At 33.1% G+C, this 19,429-nt stretch carries 14 protein-coding genes; 6 read left to right on the top strand and 8 right to left on the bottom strand.

What is annotated here, in order from left to right:
- Positions 1-183: 183 nt before the first annotated feature.
- Positions 184-6,240, top strand: coding sequence for an alpha-2-macroglobulin (locus DG435_RS14995; RefSeq protein ID WP_234387194.1), 6,057 nt, complete (start codon positions 184-186; stop codon positions 6,238-6,240).
- 85 nt (positions 6,241-6,325) lie between these two features.
- Complete coding sequence (locus DG435_RS14990) at positions 6,326-6,985, top strand: TIGR02117 family protein (protein WP_106795038.1); 660 nt, start codon at positions 6,326-6,328, stop codon at positions 6,983-6,985.
- Between the two features lie 61 nt (positions 6,986-7,046).
- On the opposite strand, the gene DG435_RS14985 is transcribed toward DG435_RS14990, so the two are convergent.
- The gene (locus DG435_RS14985; protein WP_106795037.1) at positions 7,047-7,649 is read right to left on the bottom strand and encodes a fasciclin domain-containing protein; all 603 of its coding nucleotides are present in this window, start codon (positions 7,647-7,649) and stop codon (positions 7,047-7,049) included.
- A 313-nt stretch (positions 7,650-7,962) separates the two neighbouring features.
- On the opposite strand from DG435_RS14985, the gene DG435_RS14980 reads away from it, so the two are divergent.
- On the top strand, positions 7,963-8,415 hold the full coding sequence (locus DG435_RS14980) for a carboxymuconolactone decarboxylase family protein (RefSeq protein ID WP_106795036.1): 453 nt from the start codon (positions 7,963-7,965) through the stop codon (positions 8,413-8,415).
- A gap of 241 nt (positions 8,416-8,656) precedes the next feature.
- On the opposite strand, the gene DG435_RS14975 is transcribed toward DG435_RS14980, so the two are convergent.
- From DG435_RS14975 to DG435_RS14945, 7 genes are all read right to left on the bottom strand, one after another.
- On the bottom strand, positions 8,657-9,295 hold the full coding sequence (locus tag DG435_RS14975) for a hypothetical protein (protein ID WP_106795141.1): 639 nt from the start codon (positions 9,293-9,295) through the stop codon (positions 8,657-8,659).
- A 1-nt stretch (position 9,296) separates the two neighbouring features.
- Positions 9,297-9,818: a hypothetical protein gene (locus tag DG435_RS14970; RefSeq protein ID WP_159025818.1), complete on the bottom strand. Its 522-nt coding sequence runs from the start codon at positions 9,816-9,818 to the stop codon at positions 9,297-9,299.
- An 11-nt stretch (positions 9,819-9,829) separates the two neighbouring features.
- Entirely contained in the window at positions 9,830-10,174 is a 345-nt protein-coding gene (locus DG435_RS14965) for a hypothetical protein (protein ID WP_106795139.1), read from the bottom strand.
- A 78-nt stretch (positions 10,175-10,252) separates the two neighbouring features.
- Positions 10,253-10,606 carry a hypothetical protein gene (locus tag DG435_RS14960; RefSeq protein ID WP_106795138.1) on the bottom strand — a complete coding sequence of 118 codons (354 nt, stop codon included), beginning with the start codon at positions 10,604-10,606 and terminating at the stop codon, positions 10,253-10,255.
- A 94-nt stretch (positions 10,607-10,700) separates the two neighbouring features.
- Complete coding sequence (locus tag DG435_RS14955; protein ID WP_106795137.1) at positions 10,701-12,080, bottom strand: hypothetical protein; 1,380 nt, start codon at positions 12,078-12,080, stop codon at positions 10,701-10,703.
- Between the two features lie 521 nt (positions 12,081-12,601).
- Complete coding sequence (gene obgE / locus DG435_RS14950; protein WP_106795136.1) at positions 12,602-13,600, bottom strand: GTPase ObgE; 999 nt, start codon at positions 13,598-13,600, stop codon at positions 12,602-12,604.
- Positions 13,601-13,686: 86 nt separating this feature from the next.
- Positions 13,687-14,793: an adenylate kinase gene (locus tag DG435_RS14945; protein WP_106795135.1), complete on the bottom strand. Its 1,107-nt coding sequence runs from the start codon at positions 14,791-14,793 to the stop codon at positions 13,687-13,689.
- A 301-nt stretch (positions 14,794-15,094) separates the two neighbouring features.
- On the opposite strand from DG435_RS14945, the gene DG435_RS14940 reads away from it, so the two are divergent.
- From DG435_RS14940 to DG435_RS14930, 3 genes are all read left to right on the top strand, one after another.
- Entirely contained in the window at positions 15,095-16,249 is a 1,155-nt protein-coding gene (locus DG435_RS14940; RefSeq protein ID WP_106795142.1) for a 5-(carboxyamino)imidazole ribonucleotide synthase, read from the top strand.
- A gap of 91 nt (positions 16,250-16,340) precedes the next feature.
- Positions 16,341-16,826: a 5-(carboxyamino)imidazole ribonucleotide mutase gene (gene purE, locus DG435_RS14935; protein ID WP_024772081.1), complete on the top strand. Its 486-nt coding sequence runs from the start codon at positions 16,341-16,343 to the stop codon at positions 16,824-16,826.
- A 581-nt stretch (positions 16,827-17,407) separates the two neighbouring features.
- Positions 17,408-19,429, top strand: a complete 2,022-nt coding sequence (locus tag DG435_RS14930) for a M3 family metallopeptidase (protein WP_106792542.1) — start codon at positions 17,408-17,410, stop codon at positions 19,427-19,429.

Below are 19,429 nucleotides of genomic sequence, written 5' to 3'. Positions count from 1 at the left end.
TTATAGCAACAAAATTATCTTGGCTCATTTCAAATACGTAGTTTTATGATGTTATTTATGAATTATGAAGCGTTATCATATAAAATAATACAGCATTTCTTTACGTTTATTTCACAACCTAAAATATATATGATGAAAAAGCATATCATCCTTATTATAATCTGTATATCAAACCTGTATATTATGAAAGGTCAAAATGACTATCAAAGTGATTGGAAAAAAGTTGAAGCTTTTAACCAGGAAGGGTTACCTAAATCTGCTTTGGAAGTAGTTGAAACTATATATGGTAAAGCCAAAAAAGAAAATAATGACAACCAAGTAATCAAAGCACTACTTCACAAGGCCAAGTATATGCTTACTCTAGAAGAAAATGCGCAACTTACCATTATCAAAAACTTAAAAAGCGAGATTGATAATAGCAATTTTCCAAAAAGAAACATTCTAGAAAGCATTCTTGCCAATTTATACTGGCAGTATTTTCAACAAAATCGATGGAAGTTTTATAATAGAACTCAAACTTCAGAAAAAGTTGATGCCGAAGATTTTAGAACATGGGACCTAGAAACATTATTTGCAGAAACGCATCTTTACTATCAAAAATCTCTTAAAAATGGGGTTTTAGCCCAACAAACAAATCTTAATGCATTTGATCAAATCTTAGACACTCGTACTGATTCTAAAAAATATCGTCCTACACTGTATGATTTTTTAACTCATAATGCCTTGGATTTCTATAAGACTTCTGAAACCAACATCACCAAACCTTCATATGCTTTTACTATAAATGACAAAAAATACCTACAGGAACACACTGTTTTTTCATCTTTAAAAATAGAAACTAAAGACTCATTATCATTACAATTTAATGCTTTAAAACTATTTCAGGATTTAATAAAATTTCATGCAAGAGACAAAGCTCCAGATGCTTTGATCGAAGTAAATATAGAACGCATAAAATTTGTATCAGAAAATGCTGTTTTTGGTGATAAAAAAACTGTTTTACTCGAATGTTTACAATCAGAAAAAAAGAAATTTGCCACCCATAGTGCTTCGGCTTTATACGATTATGAAATTGCGAATTTATATAAAGAATATGCTTCTACTTATATCCCGGGAGAAAACGATACGCATCGCTGGAAATTAAAAGAAGCCTTAGAAATATGTAATGCTACAATTAAGAAATTCCCTGATTCGAGAGGAGCCAACCAATGTAAAGCATTAAAAAGTCAGATACTTCATACCGAATTAAGCATCAAAACCGAAAAGTATGTTCCTATACAGAAACCTGGTAGATTACTAATCACATATAAAAACCTGAATAAACTTTATTTTAATGCTTTTAAAATTACTCCTAAGCAACTAAAAGACTTAAATAGGTTATATAAAACTGAAGATCAGATCAAATTCTTGAGTTCCTTAAAGGTAACTAAAACATGGGAAGCAGAAATTTGCGATGAACAAGACTATCAAACACATACTACCGAAGTATTATTACCAGAACTAGAGCAAGACTCATATCTTATTTTAGCAACGATATCAAAAGATCTTTCTCAAAAAAGCTTGTTTTCTTATGGAAACACTCAAGTTAGTAATTTAGCATTATCAGAAAACAGGACACCGCAAAAATCAATTTTTCAGGTTTTAGATCGTAATAATGGAACTCCTATTACCAATGCTAAAATACATTTGAAAACAAATAATCAAAGAGGATACGGCAACAAATTAGATAAAACACTAATTACCGATGAAAAAGGTCAGGCATATTTAACAGTAAATACATATCACTATGATGTTAACATTACTGTTTCGTATGAGAAAGATGCTGCCAGATTTGAGGGGTACTATCTAAATCAATCTCATAAACCAGATTATAGCACCAAAACTAACACTACTACTTTTCTTTTTACAGATCGTAGTATTTATAGGCCTGGACAAACTGTATATTTTAAAGGGATTATGATGTCTTCTGATGGCAAAGAAGAATTTAAAGTAGTACCTAACCAACCCACTTTTGCGACATTAAAAGATGTAAACGGACAGGATGTAAAAACTTTACAATTCACAACTAATGATTACGGATCTTTTAGCGGTGAGTTTATAGTTCCATCTTCTGGGCTTACCGGGGTGTATACTATACAAACTAATAATTATAATAGTACTTCCTTTTCTGTTGAAGAGTATAAACGGCCTAAGTTTGAGATCAAATTTAATCCGGTTACAGAGACCTATAAAGTTAATGATGAAATAAAACTTACCGGAGTTGCAACGGCTTATGCCGGTAGTGCAATTACTGATGCCAAAGTAATATACAGAGTACACCGTAAAGTGCAATATCCTCGTTGGTGCTATTGGTATCCAAGACACACAGTAGAACCTCAGGAAATTACCCATGGAGAGACCATAACCGATGAAAAAGGAGAGTACAATATTAGTTTTAAAGCACTCCCTGATCTTGGAGTATCTAAAGAGGATTTACCAATCTTTAATTACGAGGTTACGGTAGATGTAATCGATATTAATGGAGAAACACGCAGTACCACAACGATAGTTAATGTAGGATATCATGCGTTAACCGCAGATATTGCAATCAAAGATAAGATTGATAAAACACAAAAAGACAACACATTTACTATAACAACTATAAACTTAAATAATGAATCTGTTGCAGCAGCAGGAACAGTTAAGGTTTATAAGTTGAAAGCTCCTAAAAAACCTATGCGAATCCGACCATGGAAAGCACCTGATTATGAAGGTTTCAAAGAAGAAAAATTTGCAGCATTATTTCCTCATGATGCTTTTAAAAATGAACATGATTATCGAAAATGGGATAGAGGAAATATGGTTCTAGATAAATCTTTTAATACTACATCGACAAAAGAAAATGAGGTAGGAACACAACAGCTTTCTTTAGGCACTATCAAAAAATGGGAATCTGGTAAATATGTTATCGAACTAAATACCAAAGATCGATTTGGCCAGGATGTAAAGGACATACAATATACCACATTATACAGTCAGGAAGATAAAAATATTAGTGACCAGCAATTGTTTGAAATCACTACAAATAAATCGACTTACAAAACTGGAGACGAGGCGATTATAAAGCTTAGCTCTGCTTCAGAAGACATAACAATTACTGTTGATATTGAGAAGAACCATAAAATTATTGAAACAAAACTTATTAAACTCTCAAAAAATAGTAAGACTATCAAAATCCCGGTTACAAAAGAGGATCTGGGAGGATTTTCAATCGGATATAGTTACCTAAACTACAACGGTTATCAGAGTGGAGCAATGATAATTCCTGTTCCTTATGAGCCTACAGAGCTTAGCATAGAAACCAAAACTTTTAGAGACAAATTACTTCCTGGTCAACAGGAAACCTGGAGTTTTACAATCAAAGGTCCTAAAGGAGATAAGGTTAGTGCAGAACTATTGGCTAGTATGTATGATGCTTCTTTAGATCAGTTCAGACCTCATCAATGGTATTTTGATCCTATCAATCGTCCTACATATTATACACAAAGTAAAAGACATGCTACACAGAGTTTTGGAGTACTCACATTTAGATTACAAAACCATAATAACCCATCGTATCATTATAGCAGCCAAGGGTATGATCAATTAAATTGGTATGGTTTATATTTTGGACAACAATATTTTGGAGGTCGAAATAAAAATTATGACATTATGGAAAGTGGGGCTCCCGCCCCAATGATGAAAAGATCTGCCGCCAAATCTGCTGTTTCTAATGAAGTTGCAATGGAAGAAGCAGAATTTAATGATGATGGAGTTGCCGGAGCTCTTGGTAATGTTGAAGATAAAGACAAAGAGGAAAGCAAAGCAGGAAAACCACAAGAGCAACAAGAACAGCAATCTCTGGAAGGTGTTAAAATTCGGAAAAACCTACAGGAAACTGCTTTTTTCTTTCCGCAGTTAACCACTGATGCAAACGGCAATGTAAGCTTTAATTTCACTGCTCCCGAAGCATTAACAAAATGGAAATTACAGCTACTGTCACATACCAAAGGTTTAAACGCAGCAACAACAACTTTAGAAACAGTAACTCAAAAAGAGTTGATGATTCTTCCTAATCCACCCAGGTTCTTAAGAGAAGGTGATAGAATAATACTAAGTTCTAAAATATCAAACCTTGCTACCAAAGATCTTAATGGTATTGTAGAGTTACAACTATTTGATGCTTTAACCAATAAAGTGATAGATACAAAGCTTCAAAATAATAATGCGCGTCTAGATTTTATGGTAAAAGCCAAAGGAAACACTAATGTATCCTGGGAGCTTCAGATTCCTGATGATGTACAGACTGTACAATATAAAATTATAGCCAAAGCAGGGGATTTTTCTGATGGAGAACAAAATGTACTTCCAGTATTAAGCAATAGAATGCTAGTTACCGAGACATTACCAATGTGGATTCGTTCTGATCAAACAAAGACATTTACACTAGATAAATTAAAGGATAACACCTCTAGCACACTAAAACATCATAAGCTTACTCTTGAGATGACTTCTAACCCGGCTTGGTATGCTGTACAGGCACTGCCCTACCTTATGGAATACCCTTATGAGTGCGCAGAACAAACATTTTCTAGATACTATGCAAATACTTTAGCTAGCCATATTGCTAACTCTAATCCTAGAATCCAGGAAGTATTTAATCAATGGAAATCCAGTGATGCACTACTAAGTAATCTTGAAAAAAACCAGGAGTTAAAGTCTCTGATGATTCAAGAAACACCATGGTTACGTGATGCACAAAGCGAAACAGAACAAAAGAAACGAATCGCTTTACTGTTTGATCTTAATAAGATGAATAATGAACTACAATCGGCATTAAACAAATTAAAACAAATGCAGTATGGTTCTGGTGGGTTCCCGTGGTTTCAGGGAGGGCGAGAAAATAGATTCATCACACAACATATCACTACAGGGTTCGGACATCTAAAAAAGTTAGGGGTTACGAAGTATGATGGAGATACCGCAAATATGCTACAAAATGCAGTTCGTTTTCTTGATGCAGAATTTGTAAAAGAATACAAGGAGCTTAAGCGATATTGTGAGAAACATAAGATTGACATCAATAAAAACCATTTAAGCTATACTCAGATTCATTATTTGTATATGCGTAGTTTCTTTACAAATATCAAAAGGCCAAAAAATACTAACGAGGCCTGGAACTACTACCTGGGGCAATCTAAAAAATATTGGTTAAGTCAAAGTCTATATGCGCAAGGAATGCTAGCCTTAATAACACACAGAAATGACGATAGCACAACAGCTAACAAAATCATAAGATCACTAGATGAAAAAAGTGTATCTAGTGAAGAATTAGGGATGTATTGGAAATCAAATACAGCAAGTTGGTTCTGGTATCAGGCTCCAATCGAAACTCAATCGCTAATGATTGAAGTCTTTTCAGAAGTAGAAGCGGAACCAAAACGAACTGAAATTGTTGATAATCTAAAAATCTGGTTACTTAAAAACAAACAGACCAATCGTTGGAAAACTACCAAAGCTACTTCTGATGCTGTATATGCATTATTATTGCAAGGCAGTGATTGGCTATCGGTAACAGATATGGTAGACATTGTATTGGGAGATCAAAAAATCGATCCAGGTAAAATGGAAGATGTAAAGGTCGAAGCAGGAACAGGGTATTTTAAAACCTCCTGGAATGGTAATGAAATAAAACCTAATATGGCAACTGCAAAAATCTCTAAAAAAGGAAAAGGTATTGCCTGGGGAGCTTTATACTGGCAATATTTTGAAGAGCTAGACAAAATTACTTCGGCAAAAACACCACTGTCTTTAAAGAAAAAATTGTTCTTAAAAAAGAATACAGATACCGGTGAAGAAATTACAGAAATTACTTCAAAAACCAAACTAGAATTAGGTGATCTGATAAGAGTGCGTATCGAATTGAGATCTGATCGCGCAATGGAGTTTGTTCACATGAAAGATATGCGAGCATCTGGCCTGGAACCAATCAATGTAATCTCACAATATAAATGGCAAGATGGTTTAGGCTATTATGAAAGTACTAAAGATGCTTCTACTAACTTTTTCTTTGATTATTTACCAAAAGGAGTATATGTTTTTGAGTATGACCTTCGTGTAAATAACAAAGGGGATTTCTCTAATGGTATCACTACTATACAGAGCATGTATGCACCAGAGTTCTCTAGTCATTCTGAAGGAATTAGAGTAACCATCAAATAGAATAATAAATTTCTTTTAATTATTTTAGCCCTCACCAAGAATATCTATTCTTGATGAGGGCTAACTAATATTTAGACATTATCATATGAGGTTAATCAAAAAGATATTGAAATACATTGGGGTCATTTTAATACTCCCAACACTATATCTTATAGTATCTCTGGTATTAACCTATATCCCGGTAAACGGAAAAAAAGATAACGAAGAAAAGAATCACACCCTCTATTTAAGCTCTAACGGTGTTCATTTAGAAATTATCATTGCCAAAAATGATTTAAACACTATTGTTTTAGATGATCAGTTGGATACTCCTCAGGCACAATATTTCTCATTTGGCTGGGGCGATAAAAACTTTTATGTCGAAACTCCATTATGGGCTGATCTTACTTTTGTTAATGGATTTCAAGCTTTATTTCTTAATACTCCAACCTTATTACATGTTACCAGGCATTCTTCTATGCAGGAGGATTGGGTAGCCCTAAAAGTCAATCAAAAACAACTTAGAAAGATAAATCAATATATATCTGCTACTTTTAGATTAAATGGTGAAAATAAAAAGATAATACTACCAGGGTTAGGGTATTATAAAAATGATGATTTTTATGAAGCTACAGGAAATTATACGTGCTTTAACACCTGTAATAGCTGGGTAAATACCGGATTAAAACAAAGTGATATAAAAGCATGTTTATGGACTCCTTTTGATTTTGGATTACTTAACATGCATAAAAATCAATCCAGATAGATAAAAAAAAGACCTGCCTGATTTTAAATCGACAGGTCTGAGAATATTATAAAGATAGGGTCTATTTTTTAGGCATCATTACCGCATCTATAGTATGAATAAGTCCATTAGATGCTTTAACATCTGTAGTTACTAAGTGCCCCCCATTACCCATTTGGTCTATAAGAAAAACTCTATCTCCTTTCATTGTTGCAGTCAATAATGCTCCTCCTATTGTTTTTAACTTCACACTTCCATTACCCTCATTAATCGCAATAACAATATCTTCTTTTGCAATTACACTAGGTATGATATGACAATTTAAAATAGTCTTTAGCTGCTCTTTATTTTCTGGTTTCAATAGCTTTTCTACAGTAGTAGGGTTTAATTTATCAAAAGCTAAATTTACTGGGGCAAATATGGTAAACGAACTTTTATTCTCTAGCGATTTTGCCAATTCGGTCACTTTAATTGCAGATGTGAGTATAGAAAACCCTTTATCCATAGAGGCAAACTCAAGTATAGTGGGTAGTTTTTTCTTAATCGTTTCCGATGATGCCACATTCTGTGCTATCAATTTATCGTTTTCTTCTTGTGTAGTCCTATCATTTTTCGTTTCGCTACAAGCGGTCAGTAATAACAATCCGGATAAAGCAAAAACTGGTAATACATTTCTAATTTTCATTGTAAGGATTTTTCGTTTTTTTGTTTGTATGGGAACGGTACAGAAACATTTTTCTTTGGTAAATTTTGGTTAAATAAATCTTAACAAAACACTAAATTCATTATTCAACAAATTTTAAGAACCAAAGAACACTACCATACAATTACTCTATAAAGGTAGCAGAGGTAACAAAATTATAAACCTCAACTTATTATCCGTAACGTTTCTTCTAGTATTCGTTTTTAGTCGTACTCATAATGAATTTCTTAATCTAGATTATTTTTTTAATCATCTTATATATAGAATTTTGTCTTAAGTAATTAAAATCAAAGACATGAAAACAGATAGAATCAATATTAGTGAGGTTAACCCAAACGCTTATAAGCCCATTTTAGCGCTTTATAATGATATTAAAAAAAGCTCATTAACTGATTTAGAATTTTTATTGATAGAAATTAGGGCATCACAAATTAACGGTTGTGCTTATTGTGTGCAAATGCATATACAGGAAGCTGTTAATCTAGGAGAAAAACAATATCGTATACATGCCTTACCTTTTTGGAGAGAATCTCCTTATTTCACAGAAGAAGAACAAATCATCCTCGAAATAACAGAAGAGGTAACCCATATTTCTGTAAATGGCTTAAATAACGAATTATATCAAAAAGCCATTCATCTTTTTGGTGAAGAAAAAGTGGCCGATATTATTATGGCAATTTGTTGTATCAATGTATGGAACAGAATAGGAAGAGCTACTTTAATGACTCCAATACCTTCTCAAGAATAATTAATTTTTACATCAATAAAGACTATCTATATCAAGCTCTTTTTTAGGACGAGTATTGATCTGGGGGATCCTATAGCAGCTTATTTTGGACTTAGTTTGATCAAAGAAAAACATCTCGAAATTGATATGTTATTGAATAAGAAGTGAATTGTATAGAATTACATCAAAACATCATAATTCTATACAATTCACTTTTTCTTCTTCTTTTTGGCTCTCTCTATGATTACCTTCCTACTCATAACTATTTTATTATTTCCTTAGCCGCACTATCGACATCCACAACTTCTAATCTATAAATCAATTCTCCGTATCTAATTCGGGTAGGCATATCTTCATATATATCAATAAATGTACGATCTGTATAAGTTTCTGAAATTAAAAAAGGTCGATCACCATTATAAGTTTCTACTACCAAAATATCATCTTGATATGTCCCAACCGCCTTAGACATCGTATTTGTCAACGAGCTCCCTTCGTAAACTGCTGCCATATCCACAACTCTAAACCCCTTGTTCATAGCTATATCAAATCTGTAATAATTATAGTTTGACTCTTCTGGATTAGGTAGACTAAATGAAAATTCAAATTCGTTTTCCAGCGCATCTTCATGATCCCATATTTTCACCAAATAAGTACCCGGAAGGAGTTTTGCATTTACAACATTTCCAGAATTAATTATTTCATTTATTGCCCAAACATTACTTGGTTTACCATTTTCATAAATCATCTCAAAAGTGACTGACTTTTGTTCTTCACTAGTATTAAACATTCTAAAATATTGTCTTGCTCCATCATATTCATTTTCTATAATACTAAGAATACCTCCACATAAGATCAAAAAAACAACAAACCCGAGAAAAACTTTTATAATTGTTTTCATATTAAACTTTCTGAAATGTATTACCTGTTGCGCTTAGCACTTTTTTCCTAAGAGTTTCATTTTCCTCTTTATATTTTTTTAGTATAATTGATTTAATAAGAGTCATCAAAATCATTCCTGGAACAAAAGCTATAACACCTCCCAAAGCTCCTGCCAATTTATAGCCTGGTAAAAAGTCTAATGGTGCTATACGGTTAGCCCCCATATAAGCCCCCACAAACATAAAAGGAAAGACTATACCATACATTAGGAAACCACCAATCTTGGTAGATTCTGAAACCTCTATATTTAGGTCATTAAAATGTTGCTTCTTCCAATTTAAAGACAAAGAAGCTCCAATTTTATTTCCTTTTCTTATTTTTATATCATAACTCCAATCATCTTCTATTTCGGTGTCTTTCCCTAAAGAAACTATATATTCATTTCCAAAATCATTATTTAATTTAGCTCCTAATCCAGAAATAAATTTTTTAATTTCTTCTTTTGCTGCACTTACTTCTTTTATGTTTAATTTGTAAACCATCTGGCTATTATTCATGTATTAAAAATTACTTGATTCTCTTTAATTGTGCTTTCTATTTCTTTCTCAAATCGTAACCATTTTGGTAATAATATTAAAATCGGAAGAATACCATAAACCAATAGTCTTGCCATTGTTGACGGTGAAAACCCACCTATAGTTAAATAATTTTTATCATGTTTAGTTTTCCATTTAATGGTAGCACCAATCCAATCATTCTTCTTAATGACAATATCTACTCCTATCAAAGAACTTAAATACGCTTCATATCCGAAAGGAGAAAAAATCGTATCTAGATAGTCTTTTAATACTTCCTTGGTAAGGGTTTCCTTTGTGGTTATTTCAATTTTTCTTGCCATATCTAATTTCCTACAGTTCTTTAATCGTTTATCTAATGTAATATTGGCAATCTTTTTTTTGTTATTCAGATTTAAAGATTACAGCTTTTGCTTCAATTCATTTTCCCACTCTTCATAGTTTTTCACAATGATTCGATATGTTTCATTTTGCTTATCCGTAATCTCTAGGACATTTTTTGTTACGCCGTGTTTTCCTTGGGTTATTTTCTCTATGTCTTTAAACTCAAGATTAAATCCAAAGCTTTTCTTTTCAACCTGTTTTTTTAGTAAAGCACCTAAAACCCCTAACCCACTAACACCTGTCTTATGGGCATCTAAAGCAAGTCTATTGGATGTTAGATAAAGCGTTCCTTGCATCAAGTTTAATTTTGATTTGAGGTATCCTACTTTTTCTTCTTTTTGGATTCCTTCTTTTACTAATTCTTCTTTCATAACTATTTTTTTTACCAGCTAAGTAACAGTCTCTATATTAACATCTGCAGATTCAGTTCATGTCGTTCTTTTCATATAGCTAGACAAGTATTATTTATTTCACTTTGTCACAACTTAATTCTCCTCTATGACCAATAGTATGTTGCTTGATGTTTTCATCATATTCTCCATTACCTAAATAGGTTTTTAAAAACCCGAAATTTCTATAACCACAGCCCTCACTATCAGAATACAACACATCTCCTTCTACATAATTCCCTTTAATGTTTCCATAACCATCTTTTAAGATTTGCCAATCTAATGTGATCATAACTTTATGAAATTTCACTCCTGGCCAGTCTTTAGTATTTGCCCATAGCTCAATTTGTTGCATCATTTCTGCTTCCAAATTTGCATTACGCATTACAGGAGTAGGTGCTCTTTTTGCTTTTAAAGCTCCTTCTTCAATTTCTTTAGCCATACTTGTTAAATCTTCTGTTCCCTCTGTTGTGTCATAGGTTATAGTACCAAAATAGAGTTCGTCCTCCTGATCCATTTTTCCATCGGTAAGTGAAATTCTTAATTTGTGTTTATAAGGGTCCAGGCGTTCTCCCATTCTCCCTAATAAAAAAGAAGCACCATCTCTATCTATTTTCATACTATCCAGAGAAGAAGGCACTACTTGAAATACAACATAATTTTTTTCCAAATCTGCTTTTTTCAACCTTTTCACAGTACATTGATTTACTATTTCATTTTCTTTTGGTAACAGATCTTTTTCCATTTTATCCATCCCGATAGTTATCCAATAGTGATTTCGTCCAAAATTGTCTTGAAAATGATTACTTAGTTGTTTCAAATAATAGCTTTCTTTCATTATTGTTGAAAAGTAAGCCACTCCCCAAATTTCATCTCCAATTTTAAAATCTGTTTTGATTGTCGACATATCTTCTTTTCCAACGGTAGGTTCTTTAGAGAAGAAAATTATTTTCCCTACATTTTTTTGATGAAAATCTGAAGTTGCTTCTTTTACAAAATATTCAAGGGGTTCTTTTTTTTCTTCTTCTTTCTTTTTCTTCTTTCCCCAAAGGCTTCCTAGCTCCTTAGATAATTCAGATTTAATACCTAGTTGTTTTTTTGCAGCTTTTAGTTCTTTTTTACTAATTGCCAAAACCTCCTTTTTTGCAATTAGATTCATGTCTCCCAATACCAAAAGTGTTAAAAGATTATTCCTTTTTGTCAGAACATAATTTTCTTTAGTATTAATACTTTCATAACTCCCTGGCAAGTTTTTTAGTGATGAAAAAGCCATCTCTGAAATTCCTCGATATGTATCAAATGTTGCTTTTATACTTCCATCTCTTCTATTAAGAATAGTGATTTGGTTTATTTCATTTCCGCTCACAAAATAGAGTCCATCAGGGATTTTTTGAGCACTTGCCTTTACAGAAAACAACACTAAAATGACAATGAGAATATTCTTAGATTTATTCATCCTTATTAAAGTAATTTTTTACGTGCTCAAATATAGATATCGATCAAAACAAAAAAAGCCTTACTTCATATTCGCATTACTTTTAGTGATATTCGATACGCATTATTTGATATTTGAAAATTAACAACGAATCTTTTTAGCTTTTTTATTGAATGGTATTATAGCTGCATATAACAATGAAATGAGAAACCCCAGAATGCTCATTCTTTTGGTTTTCACTTTTCAGAAAAAGAAATTGAAGAATTATGAGTGCTTTTTTATTAGAGTAATAACTGGTGTAGTAAAAACGGAAAAAGGCTACACTAAAAAAGTTAATCCATAATTTTAATAATGAAGTAGAGTCGATACGTTACAAAATAAACCAATAGTAACTTATCAAAACGTATCTGTAATTTGATTTTTACTTGCTATAGCATAGAGAAAAGCTATATGTTATAAATGAATCACCATTTTTCATACAACAAAACAGTGATTCCTTTTTTGCGAATACGAAACACACTCTAATTTAAGAAATCAAAGTTTTAATCATTCAGCATTTGCCAAAGTTTATCTTTTAACCCCTGCAATCCTTGTTGTGCTACCGAAGAAATAAACAAGTAAGGAACGTTAAGTTGCTGATCTAACTCAACCTTCATTTCTTTTTTTAACTCATCATCCAGCATATCAGATTTTGATATTGCTATAAGTCGTTCTTTATCTAATAAATCAGGGTTGTAACGTCTTAGTTCATCCAAAAGGATTTCATATTGTTCTTTGATATCAGGAGCATCTGCCGGAACCAAAAACAACAAGGTAGAATTACGTTCGATATGACGTAAAAAGCGATGACCTATACCTTTACCTTCTGCTGCTCCTTCAATAATACCCGGAATATCAGCCATCACAAAGGTTTGAAAATCTCTATACTCTACAATACCAAGGTTTGGTTTAAGTGTAGTAAACTCATAATCGGCTATTTTCGGTTTTGCTGCAGTAATAACCGATAGCAAGGTAGATTTTCCTGCATTAGGAAATCCTACCAATCCTACATCTGCCAGTACTTTGAGTTCTAGAGTAATATCGTGTTCTTGCCCTTCTACACCGGGTTGGGCATAGCGAGGTGTTTGGTTTGTTGGACTTTTAAAATGCCAGTTACCTCTACCTCCCATACCTCCTTCGGCAGCAACATATTCCTGTCCTATTTCGGTAATTTCTTTAATAATATTTTGGGTCTCGCTATCCCGAATCACTGTCCCCAGAGGTACATCTACATAAACATCTTCTCCATCAGCCCCTGTACTCCTGCTTTTACTACCATGCCCTCCATGATCAGCTCTTAAATGACGTTTAAATTTAAGATGGTGTAATGTCCACATATTAGGGTTTGCGCGAATAACAATATGGCCTCCACGGCCACCATCACCACCATCGGGGCCTCCTTTGGTAATGTATTTCTCACGATGTAAGTGTACAGATCCTTTCCCTCCGTTCCCGGAAGTTATATGTAATTTTACATAATCTACAAAATTCCCTTCTGTCATAATTCGTTTCCTATATCACCCTAATAAAAATCAGGAACATTTCAATTTTACGTTTACTACCCTGGATTAGATTCTGCTTACACAGACTAAAGTTTGTCTATCACGCTACTCAATCTCTCGGTAATCTCATCAACACCACCTACTCCATCTACTCCAAAATACTTATCTTGTTTTTGGTAGTAATTCTTTAAGATGGCTGTTTCCTCATAATATACTTTAATACGATTACGTATCACTTTTTCATCTGCATCATCGGGTCGCCCTGATGTTTTCCCTCTTTCGAGTAATCGTTGTACCAATACCTCATCATCTACCTCTAGAGCAACCATTGCACTAACCATTGCTCCTTTTGACTCTAGCAAGTTGGCTAGTGAATCTGCCTGGGCTTCGGTTCTGGGAAATCCATCAAAAATAAAGCCTTTAGCCTCTGGATTTTTATCTACTTCGGCATTAAGCATATTAATTGTAACCTCATCAGGTACCAATTGGCCTTTATCAATATATGATTTTGCCAAAGTACCTAGCTCTGTTGCATTTTTTATGTTGTATCTAAACACATCTCCTGTAGAGATATGTACAAGATTATATTTTTGTTTTAAAACTTCTGCCTGTGTTCCTTTTCCCGCTCCTGGAGGTCCGAATAACACCAAATTTGTCATGTTGTTTGGTTTTAATTGATAAACTTCTGTAAGATTACGTCCTAATCCGTTATAATCAAGTCCGTATCCTACAATAAATCGGTTTGGGATCTCTATCCCAATATAATTTATATTAATTTCTTTGGTATATGCCTCGGGTTTATAAAACAGAGTAGCAATTTTGTATGTTAAGCACCCTTTTTCTACTAACATTTCTGTTAGCACTTCGATTGTATTACCAGTATCTACAATATCTTCTAAGATCACTACTGTTCTTCCTGAAACCTCTTCCCCTAATCCAACTAACTCTTTAACCTTGTGTGTAGTTTCTGTTCCTTCATACGAAGCTAATTTTACAAAGCTAATTTCACAATCATGATCAAACCGTTTCAAAACCTCTGAAGCAAACATAAAAGCACCATTTAACACTCCTATAAACAAAGGGTTTTTACCAGCCAGATCTTGATTTAATCCATCAGATACTTTATCTATCGCAGTCTCTATTTCTTCCTCGTTAATAAAAGGAATAAACTGTAAATCGTGCAGCTTTACCATTCTATTTTATACTTGTTCTGGTTTGATTTTTTAATTTAAAGCCGCAAAGATAGTGATTAGAAATGAGCATAGCTAAGAATTACGGCATCAACCTTCTTACGACTCCAGGCAGACTAAAATCGTTGTTATATAAATCATATATAGCTCTAGATTGGTATAGATTTAATCATCAACATATAAAAAATATACCAATCAAATAAGCTTTCTTATAGTTTACTTATTGCATTTACCTTACATTATTGTGGTTATTCCTTCTGAAAAAATTATTTTTGCATTTCATGATAAATTTGAAACCCCGAAAATGACAAATTTTTTCTCGTCAAACTTTAAGTTAGGAATATTAGGAGGAGGTCAATTAGGTAAGATGATGCTCTATGATACTCGAAAATATGACATCCAAACATATGTCCTCGACCCAAGTCAAGATGCTCCTTGCAAAATTGCATGTGATCATTTCCAACAAGGTAATTTGATGGATTATGACACTGTTTATAGTTTTGGAAAAAAGGTAGATATACTTACTTTTGAAATTGAAACTGTAAATCTAAAAGCTTTAGTTCAGCTAGAGAAAGAAGGTAAGAAAGTCTATCCAAGTTCAAAAACTCTGGAAAAAATACAAAATAAAGGGAAACAAAAGCTTTTCTACGAAGAAAACAAAATTCCTACTGCGGAGTTTACCCGATTTTCTAATAAGGCACACCTTACTGAAGGTATTACCAATAATAGAATCAAACTTCCATTTGTCTGGAAAAGTACGCAGGGAGGATATGATGGTAAAGGTGTTTCGATTGTTAGATCTGGAGCTGACCTAGCAAAACTTCCTGACACAGAATGTATTGCAGAGCATTTAGTTAATTTTAAAAATGAATTAGCTGTAATTGTTGTTCGTAACCCGAGCGGAGAAATCAAAACTTATCCTGTGGTAGAAATGGAGTTTCATCCAGAAGCCAATCAGGTAGAGTATGTGATTTGCCCTGCAAGAATCGATGCTAAAATTGCTCAAAAAGCAATAAAAATTGCCGAAAAAGTATCTAAAGCCTTTGAACATGTAGGGGTACTGGCTGTAGAGATGTTTCAAACACAAGATGATAATATCCTTGTAAATGAAGTTGCACCAAGACCACATAACAGCGGGCATTATAGTATCGAAGCCAGTTATACTAATCAATTTGAGCAACACATAAGAGCCATTTTGGATTTACCTCTGGGAGCTACAGAAAGTAAAGTAGGTGGTATCATGGTGAATCTGGTAGGTAAAGAAGGATATACAGGAGATGTTATCTATAAAAACATAGAAGAAATCATGAAAATGAAGGGCGTTACTCCTCATATTTATGGTAAAAAGCAAACACGGCCTTATAGAAAAATGGGACATGTTACCATAATTCATGAAAACATCGACGAGGCTAGAAAAATAGCTGAAAAAGTAAAAAACACAATACAAGTAATTAGCTAATAAAGGTTTAGAAACTTATTTTATATACCTTCATACCTTATTATGACTAATAACTTTTAACAAACAAATACTAACAATAACATACAATATAATGAGCAAGGTGGGAATAATAATGGGTAGTACTAGTGATATGCCAGTAATGGAAAAGGCAATCGAAGTATTACAAGGTTTTGATATCGAAGTCGAAGTAGATATTGTTTCGGCACATCGTACCCCGGAAAAATTATTTGACTATGCCAAAAATGCTCATACGAGAGGCATACAAGTTATTATAGCTGGCGCTGGTGGTGCTGCTCATCTTCCTGGGATGGTGGCTTCATTATCTCCTTTACCAGTGATTGGTGTTCCTGTTAAGTCACGTAATTCTATCGATGGGTGGGATTCTGTTTTATCTATTTTACAAATGCCTGGTGGAGTTCCTGTGGCTACTGTAGCTTTAGACGGAGCTCTAAATGCAGGTATTTTGGCAGCACAAATTATAGGCTCAAATGATAAATGTGTTTTAGATAAAATCTTAATCTATAAAGAAGGATTAAAGCAAAAAGTAATTGAAGGAGCTAAGCAGATCAAAAAATAACAAAAAAAAGAGTCACTTTTCAGTGACTCTTTTGAATATCAGGCCTTACAAAAGAATATAACAATATTTATTAACCAACTTAAATATATTACACAAAAAATTCATCGTAAGACCATTACTCTTAAAACCTACAACAAAGGTAAAACCTTACTTTAATTACACAATAAAAGTAATGCTAAAATATTCATAATTTTCGATGAAACACCTATATAATCGATAAAAGGTAATAATTGATCGTTTTTTAAAGATTTTTTGATCGAAAAAACAGACAGAAAAACAGGATTTTTGCCAAAAAACAGGTTTTTAGACAAAAAATAGAAGACAAAAGAGCCACAAAAATGCAGCTCTTTCGATATATTTGGTCTTTGCATTAGAATAATTATTTATATTCATACCCCAAATAAAAATAACCATATATTCTTAATACTAGACCATACTAATAAACCTGATCAAATCTATTGGTATAAAATTTAGTTTACTTAAAAACATCCATAACCTGGAAGTGTTTTTCGACAAAAGGCTATTTTTTCCGATATAAAGACATATAACATAAAAAATAAGAAGAAATTATCATTACAACAATGAACAATCCACTATTAAAACCATTTGATGCTGCACCATTTTCAGAAATAACGTCAGATCATTTTTTACCCGCTATAAAAAACGGAATTTCTATCGCCAAAAAACAAGTCGATACAATAGTCTCTAATCCCGAACTACCTTCATTTTCTAATACCATAGAAGCTTTGGAATATTGTGGAGAATTATTAGACCGGGTAACCAGTGTCTTTTTTAATTTAAACAGTGCTGAGACCAACGAAGAAATACAAAAAATAGCACAAGAAGCCTCTCCTTTGCTTTCAGAATTCAGTAACGACATAGCTCTTAATCTGGATTTATTTAAAAGAATCGAAGTGGTATACAAACAAAAAGAATCATTAGATCTTAATCCAGAGCAATCCAGACTTCTTGAAAAAAGATATAAGTCATTCTCGAGAAATGGGGCTAATCTTCCTGATGAAAAAAAAGAGAAACTTAGAGAGATTGATAAAGAGCTTTCTACACTAAGTTTAAAGTTTGGTGAAAACGTCCTCGCCGAAACTAATAAATTCGAGATGTTGCTTACCGATGAATCTGATGTGTCTGGTTTGCCAGAGGGAGCAAAAGAAGCTGCCAAATCTATGGCAGAAGCAAAAGGTAAAAAAGGATGGTTAATAACTTTGGATTACCCTAGTTATATTCCTTTTATCACTTATGCTGATAATCGCGAATTGCGAAAAAAACTTGCTCTTGCATTTGGGTCTAAAGGATTTCACAACGATGATCTTGATAATCAGGATATTGTTTTAAAAATTGCAAACCTTAGACATCAACGCGCTCTTCTTTTAGGATACTCCTACCATGCCGATTATATCCTGGAAGAACGAATGGCAGAAACTCCTGATACTGTATTTTCTTTTCTAAATGAAATTTTGGAGAAAGCTAAGCCTGCAGCAGAAAGAGAATTTGAACAATTAGAATCTTATGCAAAGGAATTAGATGGGATTGATCAATTACAAAAATGGGACGGAGCCTACTATTCTGAAAAACTAAAACAAAAGCTCTTTGATCTTGATGATGAAAAACTGAAACCTTATTTCAAGTTAGAAAATGTAATCGACGGAGTTTTTACTGTAGCTTATAAACTGTTTGGGCTTCAATTTAAAGAAATCAATGATGTAGATACATATCATGAAGAGGTAAAAACGTATCGTGTTACTGATCTTGACGGTAATTTTGTTTCATTGTTTTATGCAGATTTTCATCCAAGACCAGGAAAGCGTAATGGAGCATGGATGACTTCTTACAAATCACAAATGAGGAAAAATGAGGAAAATATAAGGCCACATGTTTCTATTGTTTGCAATTTTACAAAACCTACACCTAGTAAACCTTCTCTATTAACTTTTAATGAAGTAACTACTCTATTTCATGAGTTTGGCCATGCATTGCATGGTATGTTGGCTAATACTACTTATCCTGGCCTATCAGGAACCAGCGTATATTGGGATTTTGTAGAATTACCAAGTCAGGTTCTGGAAAACTGGTGTTATGAAAAAGAAGCTTTGGAGCTTTTTGCCAAACATTATGAAACAGGTGAAATAATCCCTATGGAATTGGTTGAAAAGATTAAAGAATCTGCAACTTTTATGGAAGGTATGACTACACTTCGCCAATTGAGTTTTGGGTTACTTGATATGTCTTGGCATTCTCAAGATCCTACTGCTATTAAAAAGGTAAAGGATCACGAGAAAAAGACTTTTTCTACAACATCTTTGTATCCTAATGTAGACGAAAACTGTATGAGTACAGCTTTTTCGCATATTTTTCAGGGAGGATATTCTGCAGGATATTACTCGTATAAATGGGCCGAAGTATTAGATGCTGATGCTTTTGAATATTTTAAAGAAAATGGAATTTTTAATCGTGAGATTGCTACCAAATTTAAGGATCATGTCTTGTCTAAAGGAGGTACAGAAAACCCAATGATTCTTTATAAACGCTTTAGAGGACAAGAACCTAAACCTGAAGCATTATTAAAACGAGCAGGATTAATTAAATAA

This window comes from Aquimarina sp. Aq78, from assembly GCF_900299525.1.
In the GTDB taxonomy this organism is placed as follows: domain Bacteria; phylum Bacteroidota; class Bacteroidia; order Flavobacteriales; family Flavobacteriaceae; genus Aquimarina.
Note: the sequence above shows the minus strand (reverse complement) of the source record. Positions and strands in the feature narration are given on the sequence as shown.

Excerpts from the sequence above, each read along its gene's own strand:
- DG435_RS14995 (WP_234387194.1), top strand. The coding sequence starts at position 184 with ATGAAAGGTCAAAATGACTATCAAAGTGATTGGAAAAAAGTTGAAGCT.
- DG435_RS14990 (WP_106795038.1), top strand. The coding sequence starts at position 6,326 with ATGAGGTTAATCAAAAAGATATTGAAATACATTGGGGTCATTTTAATA.
- DG435_RS14985 (WP_106795037.1), bottom strand. The coding sequence starts at position 7,649 with ATGAAAATTAGAAATGTATTACCAGTTTTTGCTTTATCCGGATTGTTA.
- DG435_RS14980 (WP_106795036.1), top strand. The coding sequence starts at position 7,963 with ATGAAAACAGATAGAATCAATATTAGTGAGGTTAACCCAAACGCTTAT.
- DG435_RS14975 (WP_106795141.1), bottom strand. The coding sequence starts at position 9,295 with ATGAAAACAATTATAAAAGTTTTTCTCGGGTTTGTTGTTTTTTTGATC.
- DG435_RS14970 (WP_159025818.1), bottom strand. The coding sequence starts at position 9,818 with ATGGTTTACAAATTAAACATAAAAGAAGTAAGTGCAGCAAAAGAAGAA.
- DG435_RS14965 (WP_106795139.1), bottom strand. The coding sequence starts at position 10,174 with ATGGCAAGAAAAATTGAAATAACCACAAAGGAAACCCTTACCAAGGAA.
- DG435_RS14960 (WP_106795138.1), bottom strand. The coding sequence starts at position 10,606 with ATGAAAGAAGAATTAGTAAAAGAAGGAATCCAAAAAGAAGAAAAAGTA.
- DG435_RS14955 (WP_106795137.1), bottom strand. The coding sequence starts at position 12,080 with ATGAATAAATCTAAGAATATTCTCATTGTCATTTTAGTGTTGTTTTCT.
- obgE (WP_106795136.1), bottom strand. The coding sequence starts at position 13,600 with ATGACAGAAGGGAATTTTGTAGATTATGTAAAATTACATATAACTTCC.
- DG435_RS14945 (WP_106795135.1), bottom strand. The coding sequence starts at position 14,793 with ATGGTAAAGCTGCACGATTTACAGTTTATTCCTTTTATTAACGAGGAA.
- DG435_RS14940 (WP_106795142.1), top strand. The coding sequence starts at position 15,095 with ATGACAAATTTTTTCTCGTCAAACTTTAAGTTAGGAATATTAGGAGGA.
- purE (WP_024772081.1), top strand. The coding sequence starts at position 16,341 with ATGAGCAAGGTGGGAATAATAATGGGTAGTACTAGTGATATGCCAGTA.
- DG435_RS14930 (WP_106792542.1), top strand. The coding sequence starts at position 17,408 with ATGAACAATCCACTATTAAAACCATTTGATGCTGCACCATTTTCAGAA.